General features: G+C 69.7%; 21 protein-coding genes and 1 riboswitch. Of the genes, 12 read left to right on the forward strand and 9 right to left on the reverse strand.

The window, feature by feature from the left end:
• From deoC to GBZ48_RS15200, 5 genes are read right to left on the reverse strand one after another with little or no spacing between them, the layout of a single operon-like run.
• The gene (gene deoC, locus GBZ48_RS15180; protein WP_174471797.1) at positions 1 to 840 is read right to left on the reverse strand and encodes a deoxyribose-phosphate aldolase; all 840 of its coding nucleotides are present in this window, start codon (positions 838 to 840) and stop codon (positions 1 to 3) included.
• Positions 837 to 1,670, reverse strand: a complete 834-nt coding sequence (locus tag GBZ48_RS15185; protein WP_174471798.1) for a purine-nucleoside phosphorylase — start codon at positions 1,668 to 1,670, stop codon at positions 837 to 839. The genes deoC and GBZ48_RS15185 overlap by 4 nt, the downstream gene beginning before the upstream one ends.
• 15 nt (positions 1,671 to 1,685) lie before the next feature.
• Positions 1,686 to 2,105, reverse strand: coding sequence for a cytidine deaminase (gene cdd / locus GBZ48_RS15190; protein WP_174471799.1), 420 nt, complete (start codon positions 2,103 to 2,105; stop codon positions 1,686 to 1,688).
• A gap of 4 nt (positions 2,106 to 2,109) precedes the next feature.
• A complete protein-coding gene (locus GBZ48_RS15195) occupies positions 2,110 to 3,084 on the reverse strand; it encodes an ABC transporter permease (RefSeq protein WP_174471800.1) in 975 nt (324 codons plus the stop codon).
• A gap of 3 nt (positions 3,085 to 3,087) precedes the next feature.
• Positions 3,088 to 4,242, reverse strand: coding sequence for an ABC transporter permease subunit (locus tag GBZ48_RS15200; protein WP_174471826.1), 1,155 nt, complete (start codon positions 4,240 to 4,242; stop codon positions 3,088 to 3,090).
• A 186-nt stretch (positions 4,243 to 4,428) separates the two neighbouring features.
• Here GBZ48_RS15200 and GBZ48_RS15205 point away from each other — a divergent pair, with 186 nt between their 5' ends.
• From GBZ48_RS15205 to GBZ48_RS15240, 8 genes are all read left to right on the forward strand, one after another.
• The gene (locus tag GBZ48_RS15205; protein WP_174471801.1) at positions 4,429 to 4,761 is read left to right on the forward strand and encodes a (2Fe-2S) ferredoxin domain-containing protein; all 333 of its coding nucleotides are present in this window, start codon (positions 4,429 to 4,431) and stop codon (positions 4,759 to 4,761) included.
• Positions 4,762 to 4,892: 131 nt separating this feature from the next.
• The gene (locus tag GBZ48_RS15210) at positions 4,893 to 5,807 is read left to right on the forward strand and encodes a DMT family transporter (RefSeq protein WP_174471802.1); all 915 of its coding nucleotides are present in this window, start codon (positions 4,893 to 4,895) and stop codon (positions 5,805 to 5,807) included.
• A 33-nt stretch (positions 5,808 to 5,840) separates the two neighbouring features.
• Positions 5,841 to 5,955, forward strand: a riboswitch (TPP riboswitch).
• An 81-nt stretch (positions 5,956 to 6,036) separates the two neighbouring features.
• Complete coding sequence (locus GBZ48_RS15215; protein ID WP_174471803.1) at positions 6,037 to 7,173, forward strand: ABC transporter substrate-binding protein; 1,137 nt, start codon at positions 6,037 to 6,039, stop codon at positions 7,171 to 7,173.
• Between the two features lie 4 nt (positions 7,174 to 7,177).
• Positions 7,178 to 8,050 (forward strand): branched-chain amino acid ABC transporter permease, encoded by an 873-nt coding sequence (locus tag GBZ48_RS15220; protein ID WP_174471804.1) that lies wholly within the window; start codon positions 7,178 to 7,180, stop codon positions 8,048 to 8,050.
• Positions 8,043 to 9,758, forward strand: a complete 1,716-nt coding sequence (locus tag GBZ48_RS15225) for an ABC transporter permease subunit (protein WP_174471805.1) — start codon at positions 8,043 to 8,045, stop codon at positions 9,756 to 9,758. Before GBZ48_RS15220 ends, GBZ48_RS15225 begins: the two co-directional genes overlap by 8 nt.
• On the forward strand, positions 9,755 to 10,456 hold the full coding sequence (locus GBZ48_RS15230) for an ABC transporter ATP-binding protein (RefSeq protein ID WP_174471806.1): 702 nt from the start codon (positions 9,755 to 9,757) through the stop codon (positions 10,454 to 10,456). Before GBZ48_RS15225 ends, GBZ48_RS15230 begins: the two co-directional genes overlap by 4 nt.
• 126 nt (positions 10,457 to 10,582) lie before the next feature.
• Positions 10,583 to 11,971 (forward strand): hypothetical protein, encoded by a 1,389-nt coding sequence (locus GBZ48_RS15235; protein WP_174471807.1) that lies wholly within the window; start codon positions 10,583 to 10,585, stop codon positions 11,969 to 11,971.
• Positions 11,972 to 12,032: 61 nt separating this feature from the next.
• Complete coding sequence (locus GBZ48_RS15240) at positions 12,033 to 13,874, forward strand: chloride channel protein (protein ID WP_174471808.1); 1,842 nt, start codon at positions 12,033 to 12,035, stop codon at positions 13,872 to 13,874.
• Between the two features lie 113 nt (positions 13,875 to 13,987).
• Here the strand turns inward: GBZ48_RS15240 and GBZ48_RS15245 are convergent, their stop codons facing one another.
• The gene (locus GBZ48_RS15245) at positions 13,988 to 14,623 is read right to left on the reverse strand and encodes a peptidoglycan-binding domain-containing protein (RefSeq protein WP_174471809.1); all 636 of its coding nucleotides are present in this window, start codon (positions 14,621 to 14,623) and stop codon (positions 13,988 to 13,990) included.
• 441 nt (positions 14,624 to 15,064) lie between these two features.
• Here GBZ48_RS15245 and GBZ48_RS15250 point away from each other — a divergent pair, with 441 nt between their 5' ends.
• Both GBZ48_RS15250 and GBZ48_RS15255 read left to right on the forward strand, forming a co-directional pair.
• Entirely contained in the window at positions 15,065 to 15,652 is a 588-nt protein-coding gene (locus GBZ48_RS15250; protein WP_343049550.1) for an efflux RND transporter permease subunit, read from the forward strand.
• A 226-nt stretch (positions 15,653 to 15,878) separates the two neighbouring features.
• On the forward strand, positions 15,879 to 16,835 hold the full coding sequence (locus tag GBZ48_RS15255; protein ID WP_174471810.1) for an RNA polymerase factor sigma-32: 957 nt from the start codon (positions 15,879 to 15,881) through the stop codon (positions 16,833 to 16,835).
• On the opposite strand, the gene GBZ48_RS15260 is transcribed toward GBZ48_RS15255, so the two are convergent.
• The gene (locus tag GBZ48_RS15260) at positions 16,780 to 17,661 is read right to left on the reverse strand and encodes a DUF2243 domain-containing protein (protein ID WP_174471811.1); all 882 of its coding nucleotides are present in this window, start codon (positions 17,659 to 17,661) and stop codon (positions 16,780 to 16,782) included. The two genes, GBZ48_RS15255 and GBZ48_RS15260, sit on opposite strands and share 56 nt — an antisense overlap.
• Before the next feature lie 329 nt (positions 17,662 to 17,990).
• On the opposite strand from GBZ48_RS15260, the gene GBZ48_RS15265 reads away from it, so the two are divergent.
• Entirely contained in the window at positions 17,991 to 19,178 is a 1,188-nt protein-coding gene (locus GBZ48_RS15265; protein ID WP_174471812.1) for an OpgC family protein, read from the forward strand.
• A gap of 65 nt (positions 19,179 to 19,243) precedes the next feature.
• A complete protein-coding gene (locus tag GBZ48_RS15270; RefSeq protein WP_098737565.1) occupies positions 19,244 to 19,540 on the forward strand; it encodes a hypothetical protein in 297 nt (98 codons plus the stop codon).
• Positions 19,541 to 19,611: 71 nt separating this feature from the next.
• Here GBZ48_RS15270 and GBZ48_RS15275 read toward each other — a convergent pair whose 3' ends face one another.
• Positions 19,612 to 20,049 (reverse strand): PRC-barrel domain-containing protein, encoded by a 438-nt coding sequence (locus GBZ48_RS15275; RefSeq protein WP_174471813.1) that lies wholly within the window; start codon positions 20,047 to 20,049, stop codon positions 19,612 to 19,614.
• A gap of 137 nt (positions 20,050 to 20,186) precedes the next feature.
• Positions 20,187 to 20,813, reverse strand: a complete 627-nt coding sequence (locus tag GBZ48_RS15280; protein ID WP_174471814.1) for an ATP-dependent Clp protease proteolytic subunit — start codon at positions 20,811 to 20,813, stop codon at positions 20,187 to 20,189.
• Positions 20,814 to 20,858 lie beyond the last annotated feature (45 nt).

Below are 20,858 nucleotides of genomic sequence, written 5' to 3' on the forward strand. Positions count from 1 at the left end.
TCAGTACCCTCCCGCCGGGGCCGGCTCGCGCTCGCCCTCCCGCTCGCCGTCCCGTTCCCCGTGGCCGGCCGCCGTCAGCAGCGCGTCGAGCAGGCTGGAGGCACCGAAGCGGAAGGCCTGGGGCGTTGCCCAGCCATCTCCCAGGATATGGTCGGCCAGCGCCAGATAGCGCGCAGCCTCCGCCGCGTCGCGGATGCCGCCGGACGCCTTGAAGCCAACCTTCTTGCCCGATTCATAGATGCTGTCGAGCATCACCGCCGCAGCGGGCAGGGTCGCGGCCGGCTGCGTCTTGCCGGTGGAGGTTTTCAGGAAGTCGGCGCCGGCGGCGATGGCGTCGCGCGAGGCCCAGGCCAGCAGGTCGGCATCGGGGAAGGCGCCCGATTCCAGGATCACCTTCAGCAGCGCCTTGTCGCCGCAGGCCTCGCGGCAGGCCTTCACGACATTCATCGGCTGGGTGCGCGCCCCGTCGATGAAGGCTTTGTAGGGCAGCACCACGTCGATCTCATCCGCCCCGTCGGCGATGGCCCGCCGGGTTTCCGCCGCCACCGAGGCGGCGTCGGCCTCGCCGGTCGGGAAATTGACCACGGTGGCGATCTTCACCGGCGTGCCGTCCAGCGCCTTGCGCGCGGTGGGGACGAAGCGCGGCCAGACGCAGACCGCGGCGACCGGCCCCACGGGCGTGACGGCGCGGGCGCAGAGATCCTGCACCACCCGGTCGCTGTCGTCGCCGTTCAGGCTGGTGAGGTCGAGCATGCCCACGGCACGGCGCGCCAGATCGGCGTCGGACGGGGCGTTGGCGCTGGCGTCCAGCGCGCTTTGCAGGTCGGCAGACAGTTTCATGACCGGGACCCGTCCTTCTCATGCAGGCGTTCGAGGAAGCCGACCAGCAGGCGCTCGAGGTCGGCGGCTGCCGCCGAGGCGGCGGTCAGGGTCTGGTGATGGTCGACCGGCCCGTCGCCGAGCCCGACGCCCAGATTGGTGACGACGGCGCAGCCGACGACCCGCAGGCCGCAATGGCGCGCGACGATGCATTCCGGAACGGTGGACATGCCGACCGCGTCGGCGCCCAGCAGCTTCATCATCCTCACCTCGGCCGGCGTCTCGAAGGACGGGCCGGGATAGGCGGCATAGACGCCCTCCGCCAGATCGATGGACAGGCTGGCGGCGACGTCCTTCAGCAGGCCGCGCAGCTCCGGATTCCAGGCGTCGGTCATGCTGGGGAAGCGCTCGCCGAAGGCCTCGTCGTTCGGGCCGGTCAGCGGGTTGCTGCCCAGCAGGTTCAGGTGGTCGCTGATCGCCATCAGCCGGCCGGGTCCGACCTCCAGCCGCAGCGACCCGACGGCGGCGGTCAGCACCAGCGTGTCGCAGCCGGCCAGCTTCAGCGCCCGCACCGCGGTCTTCAACGCATCGAAGCCGTTGCCCTCATAGGCATGGACGCGGCCCTGCATGCAGGCGACCTCGACGCCGCCGAGCTGCCCCACCACCAGCCGCCCGGCATGGCCGGACACGCTGGGGATCGGGAAGCCGGCGATGTCGGTGTAGGGGATAACGACCGCGTTGGCGATGCGGTCGGCGATGCCGCCCAGGCCGGAGCCCAGCACGATGCCGACCCGCGGCCGATGGCCGGAGGCACGGTGGAGGATGTCCGCGGCGGCGCGGGCTGCGGTCATGTCGGGAAACTCCGCTCAGAAGGCTAAATTGGTGGGGCCGAACGATTCGGGCAACAGGGTTTCCAGCGGAAAGCTCCGCCGCAGTCCGGCCGGGTCGCAGATGTGGATCGGCGTGTCCGGGGACGCAAACTCTCGGATGCGCTGGCGGCAGCCGCCGCAGGGGGTACAGATTTCCTCCGCTCCCGCCTCGCCGCCCATCACGACGATGGCGCGGATGCGGCGGTCGCCGGCTGTGACCATGGCGCCGATGGCGCTCGACTCCGCGCATTGCCCCTGCGGATAGGCTGCGTTCTCCACATTGCAGCCGGCGAAGATGCGGCCGGATTCGCCGAGGATCGCCGCACCAACCTTGAACTTGGAATAGGGGGCGTGGGCGTTCTCGCGCGCGGCGCGGGCCGCTTCGATCAGCTGGGGCAGTTCTGCGGTGTCGGCCATCGGCTCAGCGTTCCTTCACATAGGGGATGCCGCTCGCCTTGGGGGCGATGGCCTTGCCGACGAAGCCGGCCAGCAGCAGGACGGTCAGCACATAGGGCAGCATCTGGATAAACTGCACCGGGATGACGCCGATGCCCGGCAGGACAACACCCTGGAGGCGGACCTGCACCGCATCGGTGAAGGCGAACAGCAGGCAGGCGAACAGGGTCGGCCCCGGCCGCCACTTGCCGAAGATCAGCGCCGCCAGCGCCAGGTAGCCCTTGCCGGCGGTCATGTCGCGGACGAAGCCGGCGCCATGGCCGGTGGAGAGATACGAGCCGGCCATGCCCGTCAGCACGCCGGTGACCAGCAGCGCCTGATAGCGCAGCTTCGCCACCGACAGGCCGGCGGTGTCGACCGCCGCCGGATTCTCGCCCACCGCCCGCAGCCGCAGCCCGAAGCGGGAGCGGTAGAGCACCCAATGGGTGGCGATCACCAGGACCAGCGTCACCCAGATCAGCACATTGTTGCCGTTGAGCAGCTCGCGATAGACCGGCCCCAGGACCGGGATGCCGGACAGGGCCTCCACCCCCGGCAACTCCACCGCGGGGATGCGCGCCTGGTTGGGTAGAAGCGGGGTCTGGCCGCCCTGCTGGAACCAGGCATAGGCCAGCGTCGGCGCCAGCCCGGCGACCAGGATGTTGATCGCCATGCCCGACACCACTTGGTTGCCGTTGTGGGTGATGCAGGCGAAGCCATGGACCAGAGCCAGCGCCACCCCGGCGGCGATGCCGGCCAGCAGCCCCAGCCACGGGTTCAGCGTGGCCGAGGCGACGGCGGCGGAGAAGAAGGCACCGGCCAGCATCTTGCCTTCCAGCCCGATGTCGACCACGCCGGCCCGCTCGCAATACATGCCGGCGAAGGCGGCCAGCACCAGCGGGGTCGCCACGCGGATGGTGGCGCCCAGCAGCTGCAAGGCCAGAAGCAGCGCGTCTTCCATCGCTCAGCCCCTCCCCCCGGTTGCGGCATCCGCGGCGGCGGCGGCGGCGCCGCGGCGGCGGAACAGCGCCTCCACCTGCGGCTTGAACAGGTTCTCCATCGCACCGGCGAACAGGATGACCAGACCCTGGATGACCATCACCAGCTCGCGGTTGATCGTGGGGTATTCGAAGGACAGCTGGCCGCCGCCCTGCGCCAGGACACCGAATAGGAGTGCTGCCAGAATGATCCCGACCGGATGGTTGCGTCCCATCAGCGCCACGGCGATGCCGACGAAGCCGACGCCGCCGGTGAAGTTCAGGATCACCCGGTGCTGCACGCCCAGGATCTCGTTCACGCCCACGAAGCCGGCGAGCGCGCCTGAGATCAGCATGGCGATGACGATGTTGCGCGCCGGCGAGATGCCGGCATAGACCGCCGCCCGCTCGTTCCGGCCGACGGTCCGCAGCTCGTAGCCCCAGCGGGTCCGGCGCAGGAAGATGTGGAACAGCAGGCAGCAGGCCAGCGCCCACAGGAAGGACAGGTTCAGCGGCGAGGCCGGGATGGCGATGCCGAACCAGCCCAGCGCCCGGTCCATCGACGGCAGCCAGACGCCGGGATCGAACTCACGGGTTTCCGGCGACTGGCTGCCGGGGCGGATCAGCACGTCCACCAGCAGCCAGGTCATGATCGACGCGGCGATGAAGTTGAACATGATCGTCGTGATGACGATGTGGCTGCCGCGCTTGGCCTGGAGCCAGGCCGGGATGAAGGCCCAGGCGGCGCCGAACAGGGCCGAGGCCAGCACCGCCAGCACGGCCACCACCGGCCAGGGCCAGCCGGTCAGCGCCAGCGCCACCAGCCCGGCGCCGAGCCCGCCCAGATAGGCCTGCCCCTCGCCGCCAATGTTGAACAGCCCGCAATGAAAGGCGATGGCGACCGCCAGCCCGGTGAAGATGTAGTCGGTGGTGTAATAGAGGGTGTAGCCGATGGCCTCGGGATATCCGAGGGCCTCCGACAGCAGCAGCGACAGCACGTCCACCGGGTTCTCGCCGATCACCAGGATCACCAGCCCCGACAGCACGAAGGCCGCGACGAGGTTGAGAACCGGCAGCAGCGCATACCCGACCCAGCCCGGCACCGCGCCCGGCTGGCCCTTCCCCGATCCGCTCAGCAGCACCGGCGTCTCCTGGATTGCCCCTTGCCGGGGATTCTTAACCGCCAATGCTCTGCCGACCAAGCATTTCATGGCGCGGGGAATCCAACCGCCGCCGGGAGTTAGAAGGATTACAAAAAGTCTTGCCGCAACGCAGCATTCTGGCATGCTTCTTACCCATATAAATTTTATGGCTACGGAGCATGACCGATGCCGCTCGACATCCCGCAGACCTTCCGCCACCACGTCTTCTGCTGCGCCCAGCAGCGCCCGCCCGGCCATCCGCGCGGCAGCTGCGCCGCCAAGGGTGCGCATCCGCTCTGGCAGCGGCTCGACCAGAAAATCCAGGGCAGGGGGCTGACCGACATCGGCATGGCGATGACCGGCTGCCTCGGATTCTGCTCCGCCGGGCCGCTGATGGTGGTGTATCCGGAGGGCATCTGGTACCGGCCGGAAACCCCGGAGGACATCGACGAGATCGTCGACTCGCATCTGGTGAACGATGCGCCGGTCGAGCGGCTGGTGATGGTACTGACGCGGTGAGGCGAGGTCGGCGCACGAGCCGACCCTTGACCTTGGCTGCGCCTAGCAGACCTGCGGTTGCGGCATTGGGACGCGGGAGCATTTGCCCATAATGTGGGCAGCCCCCGCCATTGCCGTTCCGAACCGATTTCATGACCGACGCCGAAACCGCCGACCTGTTGCCTGCCGAGGCCGATTCGGTTCCCTATGCCGTCGGCTGCTTCCTGGGCGCGATCCTGCTGTTCGCGGCGATGGACACGCTCATCAAGTTTTTGACCGCCGATTACCCGGTGCCGCAGCTGATGTTCGTGCGATCGCTGGTCGCCTTCCTGCTGGTGGGCGGCTACACCCTGGCGTGCGGCGGCGGGATCGCGGCGATGCGGACGCGGCGGCCCCTGGGGCACGTCTGGCGCGCCTTCGCCGGGCTGATCTCGATGGGATGCTTCTTCTATGCGTTCCGCGAGCTGCCGCTGGCCGACGTCTATGTGCTGAGCTTCGCCGGACCGCTGTTCATCACCGCCCTGTCGGCGCCGCTGCTGGGCGAGCCGGTGGGGTGGCGCCGCTGGGCCGCCGTGGTGGTCGGGTTCGGCGGCGTGGTGGTGATGGCGCAGCCGTCGGCCGGGGCGCCGCTGGTGCCGGTTCTGGTCGGGCTGTGCGCCGCCCTGTTCTATGCGCTGGCCGCATTGGCCGTGCGCGGCCTGTCGCGGACCGAAACCAGCGCGTCCATCGTGCTCTACCTGCTGCTGACGACGACGGTGGTCAGCGGGGCGCTGGCGGTGCCGGTCTGGACGGCGCCCACCGCCTTCGCGCTGGGGCTGATGGCGCTGGTCGGTGCCATCGGCGCCGGGGCGCAGGTCCTGCTGACACAGGCCTTCCGCCGCGCGCCGCCGGCGGTGGTGGCGCCCTTCGAATATACCGGCATGGTCTGGGCCAGCCTGTTCGGCTGGCTGGTGTTCGGCGATCTGCCGACGGTGCCGGTTCTGGCCGGCGCCATGGTCATCATCGGCAGCGGGCTCTATATCCTGCATCGTGAAACCATGGTGGCGCGCCGCCGGTTGGGTTCTTGACAGGACGGGGCCGGCGGCGACACTCTCGCCGCCTGTTCACGGCTGGGGTGCCCGTACGGATGCCGGTTCGGCAACCGTGGGGGCTGAGACAACACCCATCGAACCTGATCCGGGTCATGCCGGCGAAGGGAGCCGACCGGAACCCGACGGACCCGCTGAAAGCTGCCGCAAAGCGCCCCGTCCCCTCCGCGTCGCCCCAACCGCCGGCGCGTGTTGAGGAGTATCGGTCATGCGGCGCGCGCTTCCCCTCCTGATCGGCCTGCTGGCCGTATCCTCCTGCCTGTCGTCCGCCGCCCGTGCCGACGACACGCTGTCCTTCCCGGTGCTGGTGCCGCTGACCGGCTTCCTGTCGCTGGAGGGCACCAGCCAGCGCAACGGTGCCGTCCTGGCGCTGAAGCAGACGCCGGCCGGAATCGCCATCGCCTCGGAGGTTGTCGACACCGGCACCTCGCCCGAGGCGGCGGTGACGGCGCTGGAGCGCGCGGCCGGCCGCGGCACGGTCGGAGCGGTCGCCGCCAGCATGCTCGGCACCCAGATGCTGGCGATGCTGCCGCTGGCGGGCGAGTTGAAGCTGCCGCTGGTCACCGTGTCGGGCACCGCCTCGATCACCGAGCAGGGCAATCCCTGGGTCTTCCGCTTCTTCCCCGGCGATGCGGTGACCAAGGCCGCCCATGCCCGTTATGTGGTGGAGGAGCTGGGCAAGCGGCAGCCGGCCGTCATCTACCAGACCACCGCCTACGGCCAGAGTGGCAAGGCCCATCTCGACGCCGCCTTCGAGGCGCTGGGCGTCACGCCCGTCTTCGAGGAGGGGGTGGACCCGGCGGCCAAGGATCTGCTGCCGGTGCTGACCAAGGCGCTGGCCGCCAAGCCGGACGTGCTGGTCCTGCACCTGCATTCCGGCCCGACCGCGCTGCTGCTGCGGCAGGCGGCGTCCAGCGGCGTGACCCTGCCCATCGTCGCCGGCTCCGCCATGCACCAGCCGAGCACCGCTGCCCTGCTGGAACCGGCGGAACTCAAGGGCGTCTGCGCCGAGACCGCGGCCTCGCCGATCTCGGGCGGCACGCCGGAGGTCAAGGCCTTCACCGACGCCTACCGCGCCGCCTTCGGCAAGGAGCCGGACGCCTTCGCGCTCGGCCAGTATGACGGCATGACCATGGTGCTGGAGGCGGTGAAGGCCGGCGCCCGGTCGCCGGACGCCATCCGCAAGGCGCTGTCGGCCGAAACGTTCCAGGGCCTCGCCATGACCTACAAGTCCGACGGCAAGGGCAACATGGCCCATTCCGCCGTCATCGTCTGCTATGACGGGGCCAGCCGCGTGCCGGTGCTGGTGAAGCGGTACGACGACCCGACGCTTGCGGCGAAGTGAGCGGATGGCGGCGCTTCAACTGCTGGTCAACGGGGTGGCGCTGGGGGCGGCCTATGCCCTGGTGGCGCTGGGCTTCGTGCTGGTGCTGAACGCCACCTCGGCGGTGAATTTCGCCCAGGGCGATCTCGTCATGGCCGGCGGGCTGCTGGCGGTGGCGGCGGCGCCGCTGATCCCGCTGCCGGGCATCGTCCTGCTGCCGGTGGTTCTGGTGCTGATGGCGGCGCTGGGGCTGTTGCTGGCGCTGGCGGCCTATCTGCCGCTGCGCCGCCGGCCACCGGTCTCGGTCTTCATCAGCACCATCGCGGTCGGCATCATCCTGCAGAACGGCGCCGCCATCCTGTTCGGGCCGGAGCCGCGTGCCGCGCCGCCGCTGTTCGGCGACGACACGCTGCACATCGCCGGGCTGGCGGTGCCCGAGCAGTCGCTCGCCATCGTCGCGGTGGCGGGGCTGCTGATCGGCGCGCAGCAATGGGTGTTCGCCCGCACGCAGCTCGGCCGCCGGCTGCGCGCCACGGCGCAGGACCCGGAGATGGCGCGGGCCTGCGGCGTGCCGGTGACCGCGATGATCCTGGTGACCTTTGCCATCGGAACGGCCTGCGCCGGGGCGGCCGGGCTGCTGCTGGCCAACCGCTATTTCGTCACGCCGACTTCGGGCGGCGACCTGATTCTGAAGGCCTACATCGCGGTGACGGTGGGGGGCTGGGGCTCCGTGCCGGGAGCGGTGGTGGGGGCGCTGCTGATCGCACTGTTCGAGGTGGGAGTGTCGTCGGTGCTCTCATATCCGGTGGCGCTGGGAGCCCTGTACCTGACGTTGCTGGCGATTCTGGTGCTGCGCCCGCAAGGGCTGTTCGGCGAAGCGGTGCGGCGCCGTGGCTGAGCGCCGGTCAGCCGTCATTCTTGTTGCTGGCGCGCTTGCCCTGCTGGTCTATGCGCTGGCCTTCGCGTCCCCCTACGGCCTGCGCGTCCTGACCGTCGCCGGGGTCTATGCGCTGGCGGCCTTCGGTTTCCAGATCGTCTTCGGGCTCGGCGGTGCGCTGTCGCTGGCGCAGGGCGCCTTCTTCGGCGTCGGCGCCTATGTGACGGGCATTCTCGGCAGCCGCTACGGCTTCGGTTTCGAAGCGACCTTCCCGCTGTCGATGCTGGTGCCGCTGCTGCTGGCCCTGCCAGTGGGGCTGGCGGTGCTGCGGCTGGAGTCGCATTACTTCGCCCTGGCGACGCTCGGCATCGCGCAGGTCCTTCATCTGCTGGCGGTCAACCTGCCGGAGCTGACCGGCGGCTCCAACGGGTTGGCCGGAGTGCCGGCGGCGGTGCTGTTCGGCCGGGCGGTGCAGCGCGGACTGCCGATGGCCGGGCTGGTCTGGGGGCTGGTCGCTCTCGGCGGGCTGATCGGCTGGCGGCTGGCACGGGGAAGGCTCGGCCGGTCGCTGGCGATGCTGCGCGACGATCCGCTGGCGGCGGCGACGCTGGGGCTCGACGTCGGGCGGCTGCGGCTGGCCGCCTTCGGCATCAGCGCGCTGTTCGCCGGGGCCGCCGGGGCGCTGGCCGTCCACACCCAGCGCGTCGTCTCGCCGGAGGTGCTGGAATTCCCGGTCATGGTCTCCATCCTGACCATCGCCATCGTCGGCGGGCGGGGGCGGATGGCCGGGGCGGTGCTAGGCGCCGTGCTTCTGCTGCATCTGCCGGAATGGTTCCGCTTCCTGGAGCGCGGCTATCTGGTCGTCTATGGCGTGGCGCTGCTGCTGACCGTGGTGCTGGCGCCGGACGGGCTGACCGGCCTGCTCGACCGCATCGCGGCCCGCCTGTTCGGCCGCCGGCCGCGGGCTTCGGCGGTGGCGATGGAGCCGCCGCGTCCGCCAAACCCTCCGGACGGACTGGCAGTCGACGATCTGCGCAAATCCTTCGGCGGTGTGCGGGCGGTGGATGGCGTGTCGCTCGATCTGCGGCCGGGAGGCATCACCGGGCTGATCGGGCCGAACGGCTCCGGCAAATCCACGGTGATCAACCTACTGTCGGGCTTGGAACGGCCGGATGGCGGGCGGGTGCGGCTGGGTGGGCGCGAGGTCACCGGTCTCCGCGCCGACCGGCTGGCCCGCGCCGGACTGGCCCGCAGCTTCCAGGCGGCGGTTTTGCCGATTGGGGTCGGCGTGCTGGAGGCGGTCGCCGCCGCGCGGCTTGCCGTCGATCCCGATGCCGCGACAGCCGAGGCGCATGCCCGCTGGGCGCTCGACCGGCTGGGCGTCGGCGACCTCGCCGGCCAGGGCTGCGACGGGCTGCCGGCGGCGCTGCGGCGCCGGGTGGAGCTGGCCCGGTCGCTGGTCCGCCGGCCGGCGGTGCTGCTGCTGGACGAACCTGCTGCCGGCCTGACCGACGGCGAAAAGGCGGAACTTGCGGTCCTGCTGCGCGAACTGGCGGAGGAGGGCGTGGCGATCCTGCTGGTGGAGCATGACATGGGCTTCCTGCTGCCGCTTGCCGGCCGGGTGCTGTGCCTCGACCGCGGCCGGGTCATCTATGACGGGCCGGCCGGCGGCGTGCGCCGGGATCCGGCGGTGGCCGCCGCCTATCTGGGCCGAGCGGTGCCGGCATGAGCGTGCTGTTGTCCATCCGCGGCCTGACCGCCGGCTATGGCGGGGCGAGCGCACTCGACGACGTGTCGCTGAGCCTCGCGGCGGGAGAGACGGTGGCGCTGCTCGGCGCCAACGGGGCGGGCAAGTCGACCCTGCTGAAGGCTCTGCTCGGCCTCGTGCCGGCGCGGGGGGAGCTTCGCTTCGACGGGGCGGACATTGGCGGCCTTGCCACCGAGGTGCGGGTGCATCGCGGCATCGGCTATGTGCCGGAAGGGCGGCGGGTCTTCGCCGGCATGAGCGTGCGCGACAATCTGGAGGTCGCCGGCCTGCCCGCCGCCCGCGACCGCGCACGGGATGTCGAGCGCGTCTTCGCCCTGTTCCCCGACCTTGCCCTGAAGAGCCGCGAGAGCGCCTGGCGCCTGTCCGGCGGCCAGCAGCAGATGCTGAGCCTGGGGCGCGCGCTGATGGGGCGGCCGCGCCTGCTTCTGCTGGACGAACCATCGCTCGGCCTGTCGCCCAAGCTGGCCGATGAACTGTTCGCCGCCGTCCGCCGCATCGCCGACACCGGCACGGCCGTTCTGCTGGCCGAGCAGAGCGCCGCCCGCGCCTTGGCTGTCGCGCCGCGCGCCGTGCTGCTGCGGCTGGGGCGGATCGTCGGCGACGGGCCGGCGGCGACGCTGTCCGACGAAAGACTGCGCGAGACCTTCTTCGGCGGCTAGACGCCTGTCTATGCGTGTCCTGTGCAACAGGTGTCTGCTTCGTGCCACAGGATGGGCGGTTGGGCTTGCGGACGGGGGCAGGCGCGGATAGCTTCGCCGCCACAACCATCTATGGATTACCTCGTCATGACCGCCCGCTTCGCCGCATCGCTGTCCGCGCTTCTCCTGCTGGGGGTGGCGTCGGCTCCGGCGATGGCCGAACTGGTGCCGGTGCAGCCGACGATTCCTCCCGCCGCCTATTACGGACTGCCCGAACCGGAGGCCGAGATCGTCGTTCCCGGCGGTCAGGTGCAGGACGCCAAACCGGGCAACGCGCCGAACAGTGCGCCGGGCAAACCGGCCGCCAGCCCGTCCGCGTCGGCCCCGGCCAAGCCCGACGGGCCGGGTGAACTGATCGAAAGCTGGGACGGCGGGGCCGCCAAGAAGAAGGACGGCAGCTTCGCCTATTGCGTGGCGGAGGGCGAATTCACCTCCGGCCATGTGCTGATGTTCGCGCGCAGCCCGAAGGGCGAGACCAACATCGGCATCGGCATCCCCGGCGCCGACCTGCCCAAGGGCGGCGAGTGGCCGGTGACCATCGAGGTCGACAAGAAGCTGAAGCGGGAGCGGACCGCCGTCGCGTCTCAGCCGGACATGCTGGTGGTTTCCAACGGCAAGGACGAAGAACTGATCAACGCCCTGATGGGCGGCAACGAGCTGGTGGTGTCGTCGGCCAGCGACCGCATCGTCTTCAAGCTGGCCGGCACCAAGAAGGTGCTGGGCGACCTGAAGACCTGCGTCGACAAGGGCGGCAACGTCCCGCCGATCAAGGTCGCCGCCGGCCGCCCGGCGGATAAGGACAGGAAGAGCCGCCTGCCGGAAGGGCTGGACAGCCTGCTGACCGCCGCCGGCGTCCATGACGCCGAACTGGTGCCGATGGACAAGGTCCCGCAGGACCGCCGCCCGGCCGACGTCGCCTGGCGCTTCGGCCCCATCGTCGGCGGCATCCGCGAGCGTGCGGTGGGCGAGGGTGCCAGGATCGACGAGCTGTCCGACAGCTTCGCCGAGGCGATGAAGCAGCGTTGCGAGGGGACGCCGACCGTCGCCCTGAACCAGTCCGAGCAGGCGGGGGCCGTCTGGCTGCGCACCGGATCGGTCGACTGCGCGATGCCGCAGGGCAAGCTGCATGTCACGCTGAACTTCCTGCTGTCCCAGCGCCGCCTGTTCACCGTCATCTTCCACGAGGCCGGCGAACCCGATGTGCAACTGGCCGACAAGGTGCGCGACAACCTCGCCCAGGTGCTGCGCCGTGCCGGCGTCGCCCCGGCACCCGCCGTCACCGACGCCGCGCCTGCCCAGCCTGCACCCGGCCAACCCGCCCCGGCCCAGCCTGTACCGGCACCGGCCACCCAGTCTCCGGCACCTGCTCCAGCAGCGGCTCCCGCACCTACTCCCGCTGCTCCCGCCGTCACCCCCGCGGCCCCCGTTCCGCCGACGGTGAAGCCGCAATCGAAACCGCAACCGTCGAAGCCCTGACGGAACTCACGCCCTTCCGGTCCATTGACCCTATACGGAAGGGCCTTCAATCAGCGTGACCATGCCTGACAACTCCGCGTCAATCGACGGCGTGGGCGACAACGCCCGCGCCGGAAGCGATCCCTATGCGACGCTCGATGCGTCCGCCGCCACCACCGTGTCCGAGCGTTGGAGCGTGCGCAACAGCACGCTCGCCGTTGTCGTGCTGGCAGCGCTTGTCGGCGGCGCGGTCGGTCTGGCGGTCGGTCTGCTGCATGAGGCGGTGCTGCTGATGCAGACGCTGGCCTTCGATCTGCCCGACGGCGAGCGGCTGGGGCAGGGCGCGCCGGACCTGTTGCGCACCCTCGGCGTGCCGGTGGTGGGCGGGCTGCTGCTGGGCATCCTGTCGGTGCTGGTGCGTCGATGGCGCCCCAACGCCATCGTCGACGCGGTGGAGGCAAACGCGCTCTATGGCGGCAAGATGTCGCTGGTCGACAGCCTGCGCCTGACGGTGACCACCGCCCTGTCCAACGCGTCGGGCGCATCGGTCGGCATGGAGGCGGCCTATACCCAGGCCGGCGCCGGGCTGGCCTCGTCGCTGGGCCAGCGGCTGCGGCTGCGCCGGGCCGATCTGCGCACCATGGTCGGCTGCGGGGCGGCGGCGGCCATCGCCGCGGCCTACCATGCGCCGCTCGCCGGGGCCTTCTACGCTTTCGAACTGGTGCTGGGCGGCTACACGCTGGCGGTGCTGGCCCCGGTCGGGGCGGCTGCGGCGCTGGGGGTGGCGGCGTCGGCCCTGCTGACCGGCGGCGAGGTGCCGCTGGCGCTTGGCCGGCCTGTGGAGATCGCCGGTTGGGATTATGCCGCCTGCGGCGTCGTCGGCTTCCTGGCCGGCTGGCTCAGCATCCTCGCCATGCAGGCGGTGACGATGGCCGAACGCGGCTTCAACCGTCTGCCGGTTCCGCGCTGGATGCGCCCGGCCATCGGCGGGCTGGCGGTCGGCGCGCTGTCGTTGGCGGTTCCGGCGGTGATGGGCAGCGGCCCCGGCGCGGTGCCGCCGGAACTGGCTGGCGGCGCGCTGGCGCTGGCCCTGACGCTGGTGGCGAAGATCCTCGCCTCGGCGGTGTCGCTTGGCTCGGGGTTCCGCGGCGGCCTGTTCAGCGCCTCGCTGTTCATCGGTGGGCTGTTCGGCGGCCTGCTGGGACAGGCCATCGCGACCTTCCTGCCCGGGCTGGGGATCGACGGCGGCCTGCTGCTGCTGGTCGGCATGGGGTCGGTCGCCGCCGGCGTCGTCGGCGCGCCGGTCACAATGGTGCTTCTGGTGCTGGAGACGACCCAGGATCTGTGGGCGGCGTCGGGCGTGCTGATCGGGGTCGTGCTGTCGACCACCGTGGTCCGGCAGGCATTCGGCTACTCCTTTGCTACCTGGCGTTTCCACCTGCGCGGCGTGCCGATCCGCGGGGCCTACGATGTCGGCTGGCTGTCGGAGCTGACGGCCTTCCGGCTGATGCGCCGGGACGCCAAGACGGTGCCGGCCACCCTGACGGTGGAGGCGCTGCGCCGTCTCTACCCGCTGGGCTCCACCAAGGCGGTCTTCGCGGTGGACGAGATGGGCCGTTATGCCGGGATGGTCGACATGTCGGTCGTCCACGACCCGGAACAGGACACCGCCGCCACCGAAACCCGCGTCGGCTCGCTCGCCAGCAAGGCCGACGCCGTCCTGATGCCGGGCGATGACGCCCGCACCGTGCTGAACCGCTTCGGCAGCGAGGAGGTGGAGGCCCTGCCGGTGCTGTCCTCCCCCACCGACCGGCGGATCATCGGCTATGTGACGGAGTCCTTTGCGCTGCGCCGCTATTCCCAGGCGCTGGAACGCCAGCGTGGCGAGGATCTGGGCGAGCGTGGGCTCTGGGGCCGGGACTGACCGGAAAATGACGGCACCGGTAAAACGACATCGCCGGTTCCGGGACGCCGCGGCGGCTGCCTGCCGTCGCGATGCCCCGGAACCGGCGATGCGGTTACGGCCTTGAGCTGCCGTTACTGCTGGGTGCCGGTCGTGCCGGTGGCGCCCGGCGTGGTGTTGTTCGTCGTGCCGGTCGTCCCGGTGGTGTTGCCCGTGGTGTTGCCGGTCGTGCTGCCCGAGGTGGCCTGACCGGTGCTGCCCATGTTCAGGGCGGACATCGTCTGCTGGTCGGCGCGGCCGGTGACGCGCAGGCCGTTGTCACGCTGGAACTTCATCAGGGCGCTGCGGGTGCCGGCGCCCCAGACGCCATCGACGGCGATGTCACGCCCGTCGTTGCGGTCGTTCAGCGCCTGCTGGAGCTCGCGGACCTGATCGTGGCTCAGCCGGGTGCTGGAGGCCATGCTGCCGGAATGGTTGGCCGACGACCGGCGCGTGGAGCTGCCCGAGGTCTCGTCCTTCACTTCGGCCGTGGCGCGGTCGGTCACGCGGTCGGTCTTCTTGCTCAGGCTCTCGTCCATGGTGTTGCCGGCCACCGCGCCGCCGACGCCGCCGACCACCGCACCGACCGGACCGCCGACGACGGCACCGGCCACTGCACCCGAGCCGGCGCCGGTGGCCGTCCGCGAGGTTTCGGTGCTGCCGCAGGCGCTGAGCGCGAACAGGGCGCCGGCCGCAGTGGCGGTCATGACGATCTTCGAAATCCCACGCATGGTTGCCATCCTTCTCGATTACGCTTCGATGTTGGCGACCCGCCGCCCGGTGCGGCCTGTACTGTCCTGCCGCACGGCAAGCGACAGCTGGGTCATGTGAAGAACAATCAACAGCGGGCCTTCTTGTTCCCTGACGTCGTGTCACGATTTTCCGCATACGCCGTTCACCATGGCGCAAACGGAGCCTCGGCCGGAGTAATACTCCGCCACGGCCCCGCTCTGCTCGCCGTACTTGCGGCGGAGAATGGCTCTGGCCGTTGCAGTGACAGGGTTTTTGCGCGGCGCCCACGCCGTGCCGGCCCATGTGCCGCATGAAAGCCCCGCGATTGGCCGAAAGCGGGAGAGGACCTAATTCTTCCGCGCTCATCCTTTTGCGCTGCCGCGCAACGGCTGTCGCCGACCCCGGCAAATCCGATCTGTTGCCCCTGTCGCCACGCCCCGGTGTGCAGGGAGCAGAACGTCGGCCAGCGCGGCAACCTCCCGCGGGCGCAGTTCGATCAGGCGCTCGCCGACCGCGACGCCGCCACCATCGAAGAGATCGTGCTGACTTTGGGCATCACCTTCCTGCTGGTGGTGGTGGTCATCCACGTCTTCCACCAGGACTGGCGGGCGACGCTGATCCTGACGCTGGCGATCCCGGTGTCGATCATCGGCGTCTTCGCCGTCCTGCTGGTTCTGGGATACAGCGCCAACATCATCACGCTGTTCGCACTGATCCTCACCATCGGCCTCGTCGTCGGCGATGCCATTGTCGTGGTGGAGAATGTCCGCCGGGTGATGGAGGAGCATCTTGAGCTGTCGGCGCCGGAGGCGTCGGCCCAGGCGATGGGGCAGGCCAGCGGCGCCATCGTCGCCGCCACCCTGTTGCTGGCGGCGGTCGATTGGCACCACCGTGTTCAGCGGCATGGTGGCGGCGATGGTGATCGGCATCGTCTTCGTGCCGTGCTGTTCGTCGCCTTCCAGCGCCTGACCGAACGGCTGCGCGGTCATCCGCGTGCCGCCAGCATACGCCCGGCAACGGAGTCCTAAGAAACCTGCGGCGGCCTTGATTCGGCTGCATAAGACCCCACATCAGCGTGGTCCCCGACATCCTTGAATCTGGCGTCCTCCGTGCGACGCTCCCCGCGCATTGGCGCGATGGCAGCCGGCTCCGGGCCAGACGCCGACCGATCCGTTTCCTCTCCGGCCTGCGGCTGACCGGGAGGGCGGATGGCGGCTTTGCGGAGCGATGGGCGGTCGGGGCAGGGAGTTTTCCATGCCGAACAAGAGCCAACCGCTCACTCACCAACCGCTTGCGGAAATCCGGTCGGCCGAACCGCTGACCCTTTTCCTGAAGGACATGCGCCGTTACGACCTCCTGACGCCGGAGGAGGAGCGGGAGCTTGCCCGCCGCTGGCGCGACCATGACGATGCCGAGGCGCTGGACCGGCTGATCGGCGGGCACCTGCGTCTGGTGGTCGGCGTCGCCAAGCGGTTCCAGCGCTATGGCCTGCCGCTGGCCGATCTGGTGGCGGAGGGCAACATCGGGCTGATGCGCGCCGCCCGGAAGTTCGATCCCGAGAAGGGGTTCCGCTTCTCGACCTATGCCCACTGGTGGATCCGCGCGGCGATCCAGGACCATGTCCTGCAGAACTGGTCGCTGGTGAAGATCGGTTCGACCACCGCGCACCGCACCTTGTTCTTCGGCCTGCGCCATCTGAAGGCCAAGTTGAAGGAATTGGACAGCGGCGACCTGTCGCCGGAAGCGGCGGCGGCCATAGCGACCGAACTCGACCTGCCTGAACGCGATGTGGTGGAAATGAACCGCCGCCTCGCCGCGGACCACTCGCTCAATGCCACGGTGGGCGAAGAGAGCGAGATGGAGTGGCAGGATTTGCTGGCCGACGACCGCGCCGACCAAGAGACCGCGTTGGCGGAGACAGAGGAGCGCATTCAGCAAAAGCGCCTGATCGCGCTGGGGCTGGAGAAGCTGACGGAACGCGACCGCCAGATCCTGATTGCGCGCCGCCTGCTGGACGAACCGGTTCCCGCCGACGAACTGAGCCGGCGCTTCAACCTGTCGCGCCAGCGCATCGGCCAGATCGAGGTGGCGGCACTGCAGACCATCCGCAAGGCGGTGCTGGCCGGCCGCGCGGCCCAGACGACCCGGAAGCCGGTTAAAGCGCAGCCGGCGGGATCCCAGCCGGCCCGGCCTGTTCGGGAGCGGGCCTGAACCAGTCCAGGCAGCCGGCCGGGACCACGCCGTTGCCGACCAGCAATGCCCCCCGCCGATAGAGGTGGCGGTAGAGACCGGCCGTGCTGCCGCCGGGCAGGTCGATGGCCCAGAGCCGGCCGGTGGGGTCGCTCCACACCGTGCGTCCGTCGACGGTCGCCAGCGCCGCAAGTGCCTCGTCCGGGGTGGTGTCCGGGCGGAACAGCACCAGGGCGGTGGTGGCGCCCCGCGGCGGCAGAGCGGCGACCGTTCCCGCGGTTCCCACGGCAAGCGCCAGCAGCACCGGAACTGTGGCTCGGCGAAGGCCGCTTCCGCCCGATGCTCCGCTCGGCGTTCGCGTCAACAGCCATCCGGCCAGCATCACCGCGACGCCGAAGACGAAGAACCACAGCAGATCCCAGAACAGCTTGTTCTCGACGTCCATGCGGATGCGGTGCAGGCCGAGCAGCCAGTGGGACACCAGTCCGTCCAGCATGTGCCAGACACCGAAGCCCAGCAGAGCCCAGCCCACCAGCCGGCGCCCGCCGACAATGGCCAGACCCGCCCGCCCGCGCCACAGCAGCCACAGCCCGACGGCGGCGATGAGGTACATCAGGGTGTGGAACAGCCCGTCGGCCAGGATCTGCACCGCGATGTCGGCATAGGCAGGGCTGGCGAGGCCGGACAGCAGATGGTGCCATTGCAGGATCTGGTGCAGCATAATCCCGTCGAAGAACCCGCCCAGCGCAAAGCCCAGGCTGAAGCCGCCAAGGAGCAGGGTCCGCCCCGGCCCCCGAGGCAGATCCGACAGTGGAAGCGGGTGCGGCAGCGGATCGGCGGCGATCATCGGGCGGCTCTCCATGTATCACCTGACATGGTCCTGGCCCCCCAACAGGCCCATCCGTCCGCAGTTCCTGCGGCTCCCCGATAAGGGGTTGTTTCCCACACCCCTCCCGAGAAGGGTTTAACGCTTTTCCCCTCCCGCGCCGCGTTGGAAGGATTCCCCCATCGCGTTGGACACCCCGCCGGCGAAATTGCCCATGGTTGGGCTACATCCGTCGTGGCGGTGCCCGACCCAAGGTAGTCAGGCACCGTAGCGATTCGTCTGCTGACCCCCACCGGGGCCGCTTCCACACGGGCACAGGAGCCCGCGACAGCAGGAGAGGCGAGGGCTGCATGCAGCAACGTCAGACACGCGACGCCCGGCTCGATCTTTTCAAGGGCGTGGCCCTTCTGATCATCTTCATCAACCATGTCGGCGGGAATCCGCTGGCGAAGCTGATGCCCGCCCGTTTCGGACCGTCGGATTCGGCCGAGATCTTCGTCTTCATCTCCGGCTATGCCATCGCACTCGCCTATGGCCCGGTGCTGGCGGAGCGCGGGTTCGCAGCCTGCCAGCGCAAGGCGCTCGACCGCTGCCGTCAGCTTTGGGTCGCCAACATCCTGACCATGCTGGTCAGCGCGCTGGTGGTGGCCTTCGCCGTGTATATCGGCGACCTGCCAATGGAGGCATCGAACCGTCTGGAAAGCTTCGCGCCGCTGTTCGACACCCCGGTCACGGCGCTGGCGTGGACCCTGGTGCTGATGTATCTGCCCTTCGCCTTCGACATCCTGGCGCTCTACATCCTGCTTGTGGCGGTGGCGCCGCTGTTCCTGTGGAGTTATGCCCGCTTCGGCTATGCGGCGGTCGCGCTGTCGGTCCTGCTCTATCTGGTCGCGCAGGCAGCCCCCGGGCTGGTGCCGCCCAACCTGTGGGACGAGGACTGGAACTTCAGCCCGCTGGCTTGGCAATGTGTGTTCTTCCTGGGCACCGCCCTGGCGCTGGTGGTGCGCAGCGGGCGGGTCCGGCTGCCGCAGTCGCGCTGGCTGCTGACGGCCGTGCTGGCGCTGCTCGGCGGCATGGCGGTGTGGAAGTTCGCCGCCTCCGACATCGGCCATGCCGTGACGCCGGCGGCGCTCCGGGGCTGGTTGCCGGAGGAGACGATCCCATGGGCCGACAAGGACACGCTGGGGCCGATGCGGCTCCTGCATTTCCTGGCGCTGGCCTGTGCGGCGGCCCTGCTGGTGCCGCGGGATGCGGGATGGCTGCGCTCCGCCCCCGCCCGCCTGCTGGTCGCCTGCGGCCGACATTCGCTGCCGGTCTTCTGCGTCGGCGTGGTGCTGTCCATCGCCGGCTCCGCCCTGCTGGTCGCGGAGGACGGTGCGCTGATGGTGCTGGCGGTCAATCTGGTCGGGGTCGCCGCGCTGCTGGCTCTGGCGCTGGTGCTGGAGCGGCGGCGGACCCGCCGGCAGCCGCCGAAGCAATCGAAGCCGGTGTCGCCGTCCGTGGCCTCGACGCCGTCCGCGGTGCCCGAAACGCCGTGAACATGCGAAGGCAAGCTACGGCTGGGCGTCTTGAATCCTGCGCCGGGTGAGCGCATAATTCGACCATGCAAGTCAACCCGGCCATACCGTCCTACCAGACGCTGAAGCCAACCCCGCAGCTGACGCCCGCGGCGCAGGTCGCCATGTCCCCGGCGGTCCAGGCGGCCCAGCAGACCGCGCCTGCGGTGCGGACGCAGACCGTCGCGGCCCCCCAGGCGGCCGGCAAGTCCGACCAAACCCGCGACGCCCGCACCGCCACCCAGGGCAATCAGGCGGTCGACACCACCGCGGGTACGCTCGCCGCCCGGGTGAATGCGCAGGGCTACCAGCCGCGCGGGTCTTTGCTGAACCTGTCGGTCTAATCCGGACACCGCTCCAATAAGGAAAAGGCGGCGGAGGGTTCCCCCTCCGCCGCCTTTTTCCATGGGCGAACTCAGTGCGACAGTTCGCTCAGCGGACCCTTGCCCTTGACGGTCTCGTAGCGGCCCTTCTGCCACTTCTCCAGGCCCTGGAGCTGCTGCTCGGTCATGTCGAGGGTGAGCTTGTCGCCCTTCATGTGCAGCTTGTTCAGCGGCAGGACCACGTCCTTGTCGCTGACGTCGATGGTATGGTCGACGTCGATCACGGCGTAGAGCTTGTTGTTGTAACGGACGACGTCTTCGACCTCCGCCATGTTCTCGCCCTTGGCGCCGTAGATATCCTTGCCCTTCAGCTGGTCGACGTGCAGCTTCATCAGAGCCGGGTCGACGCTGTCGTCGATCGCCGCAACCGACGGGTTGTTCGACTTGGTCACGCTGTGGTCCGAGGCGGCGAGCGCGGGCGTGGCGGCGAGCAGCGCGGCGGTGCAGCCCAGAACGAGATAGCGTTTCATCGGTTGGCTCCATCTTTCGTGGATGTTGTGGCGGATCAACGCCCTCGCCGGCCGATGTGTTTCCCATTTTCCAAAAGAAAAAGGGCCTTCCTCCCATTTGGAGAAAGGCCCCGATTCTTACGGCTGACGCGGAACTTTTACTTCAGCTCGTCCATCGTGTCGATGACGTGGCTGACGATGCCGTACTCCTTGGCCTCGTCGGCCAGCATCCAATAGTTGCGGTCCGTATCCTTGGCGACCTTTTCGAACGGCTGCCCGGTCTCACGCGCGATGATCTTGTTCAGACGCTCGCGCATGCGGATGATTTCCTTCGCCTCGATGGCGATGTCCGTCGCCCGGCCGCCCGTTCCGCCCAGCGGCTGGTGGATCAGGAAGCGGGTGTTGGGCAGGCAGAAGCGGTCTTCCTTCTTCGCCGCCAGATAGATGTGGCAGCCGGCGCTGGCGACCCAGCCTGTGCCCAGCATCTTCACCCGCGGCTTGATGAAGCGGATCATGTCGTGGATGGTGTCGCCCGCCTCGACATGGCCGCCCGGCGAGTTGACCACGACGGTGATGTCGTCGTCGCTCTCATGCGCGAGCGCCAGCAGCTGGGCCGACACGACCTGCGCCAGCTTCATGTCGATCTGACCGAAGATCAGGACCGTGCGCGCCTTGAACAGGCTCTGCTGCACGGCGGCGAACTGCGGCTGGGCGCTTTCCTTCGACTTCTCGTCCGGTTCCTTTTCGGGTTCATCGTCGAACCGGGTGTATCCGACCTGCGCCATTGATGTTCTTCTCCCTGGTATCGGAAGCGGGGTATCGGGACCGGG

It is taken from the genome of Azospirillum melinis, from assembly GCF_013340935.1.
Classification (GTDB): Bacteria; Pseudomonadota; Alphaproteobacteria; order Azospirillales; family Azospirillaceae; genus Azospirillum; species Azospirillum melinis.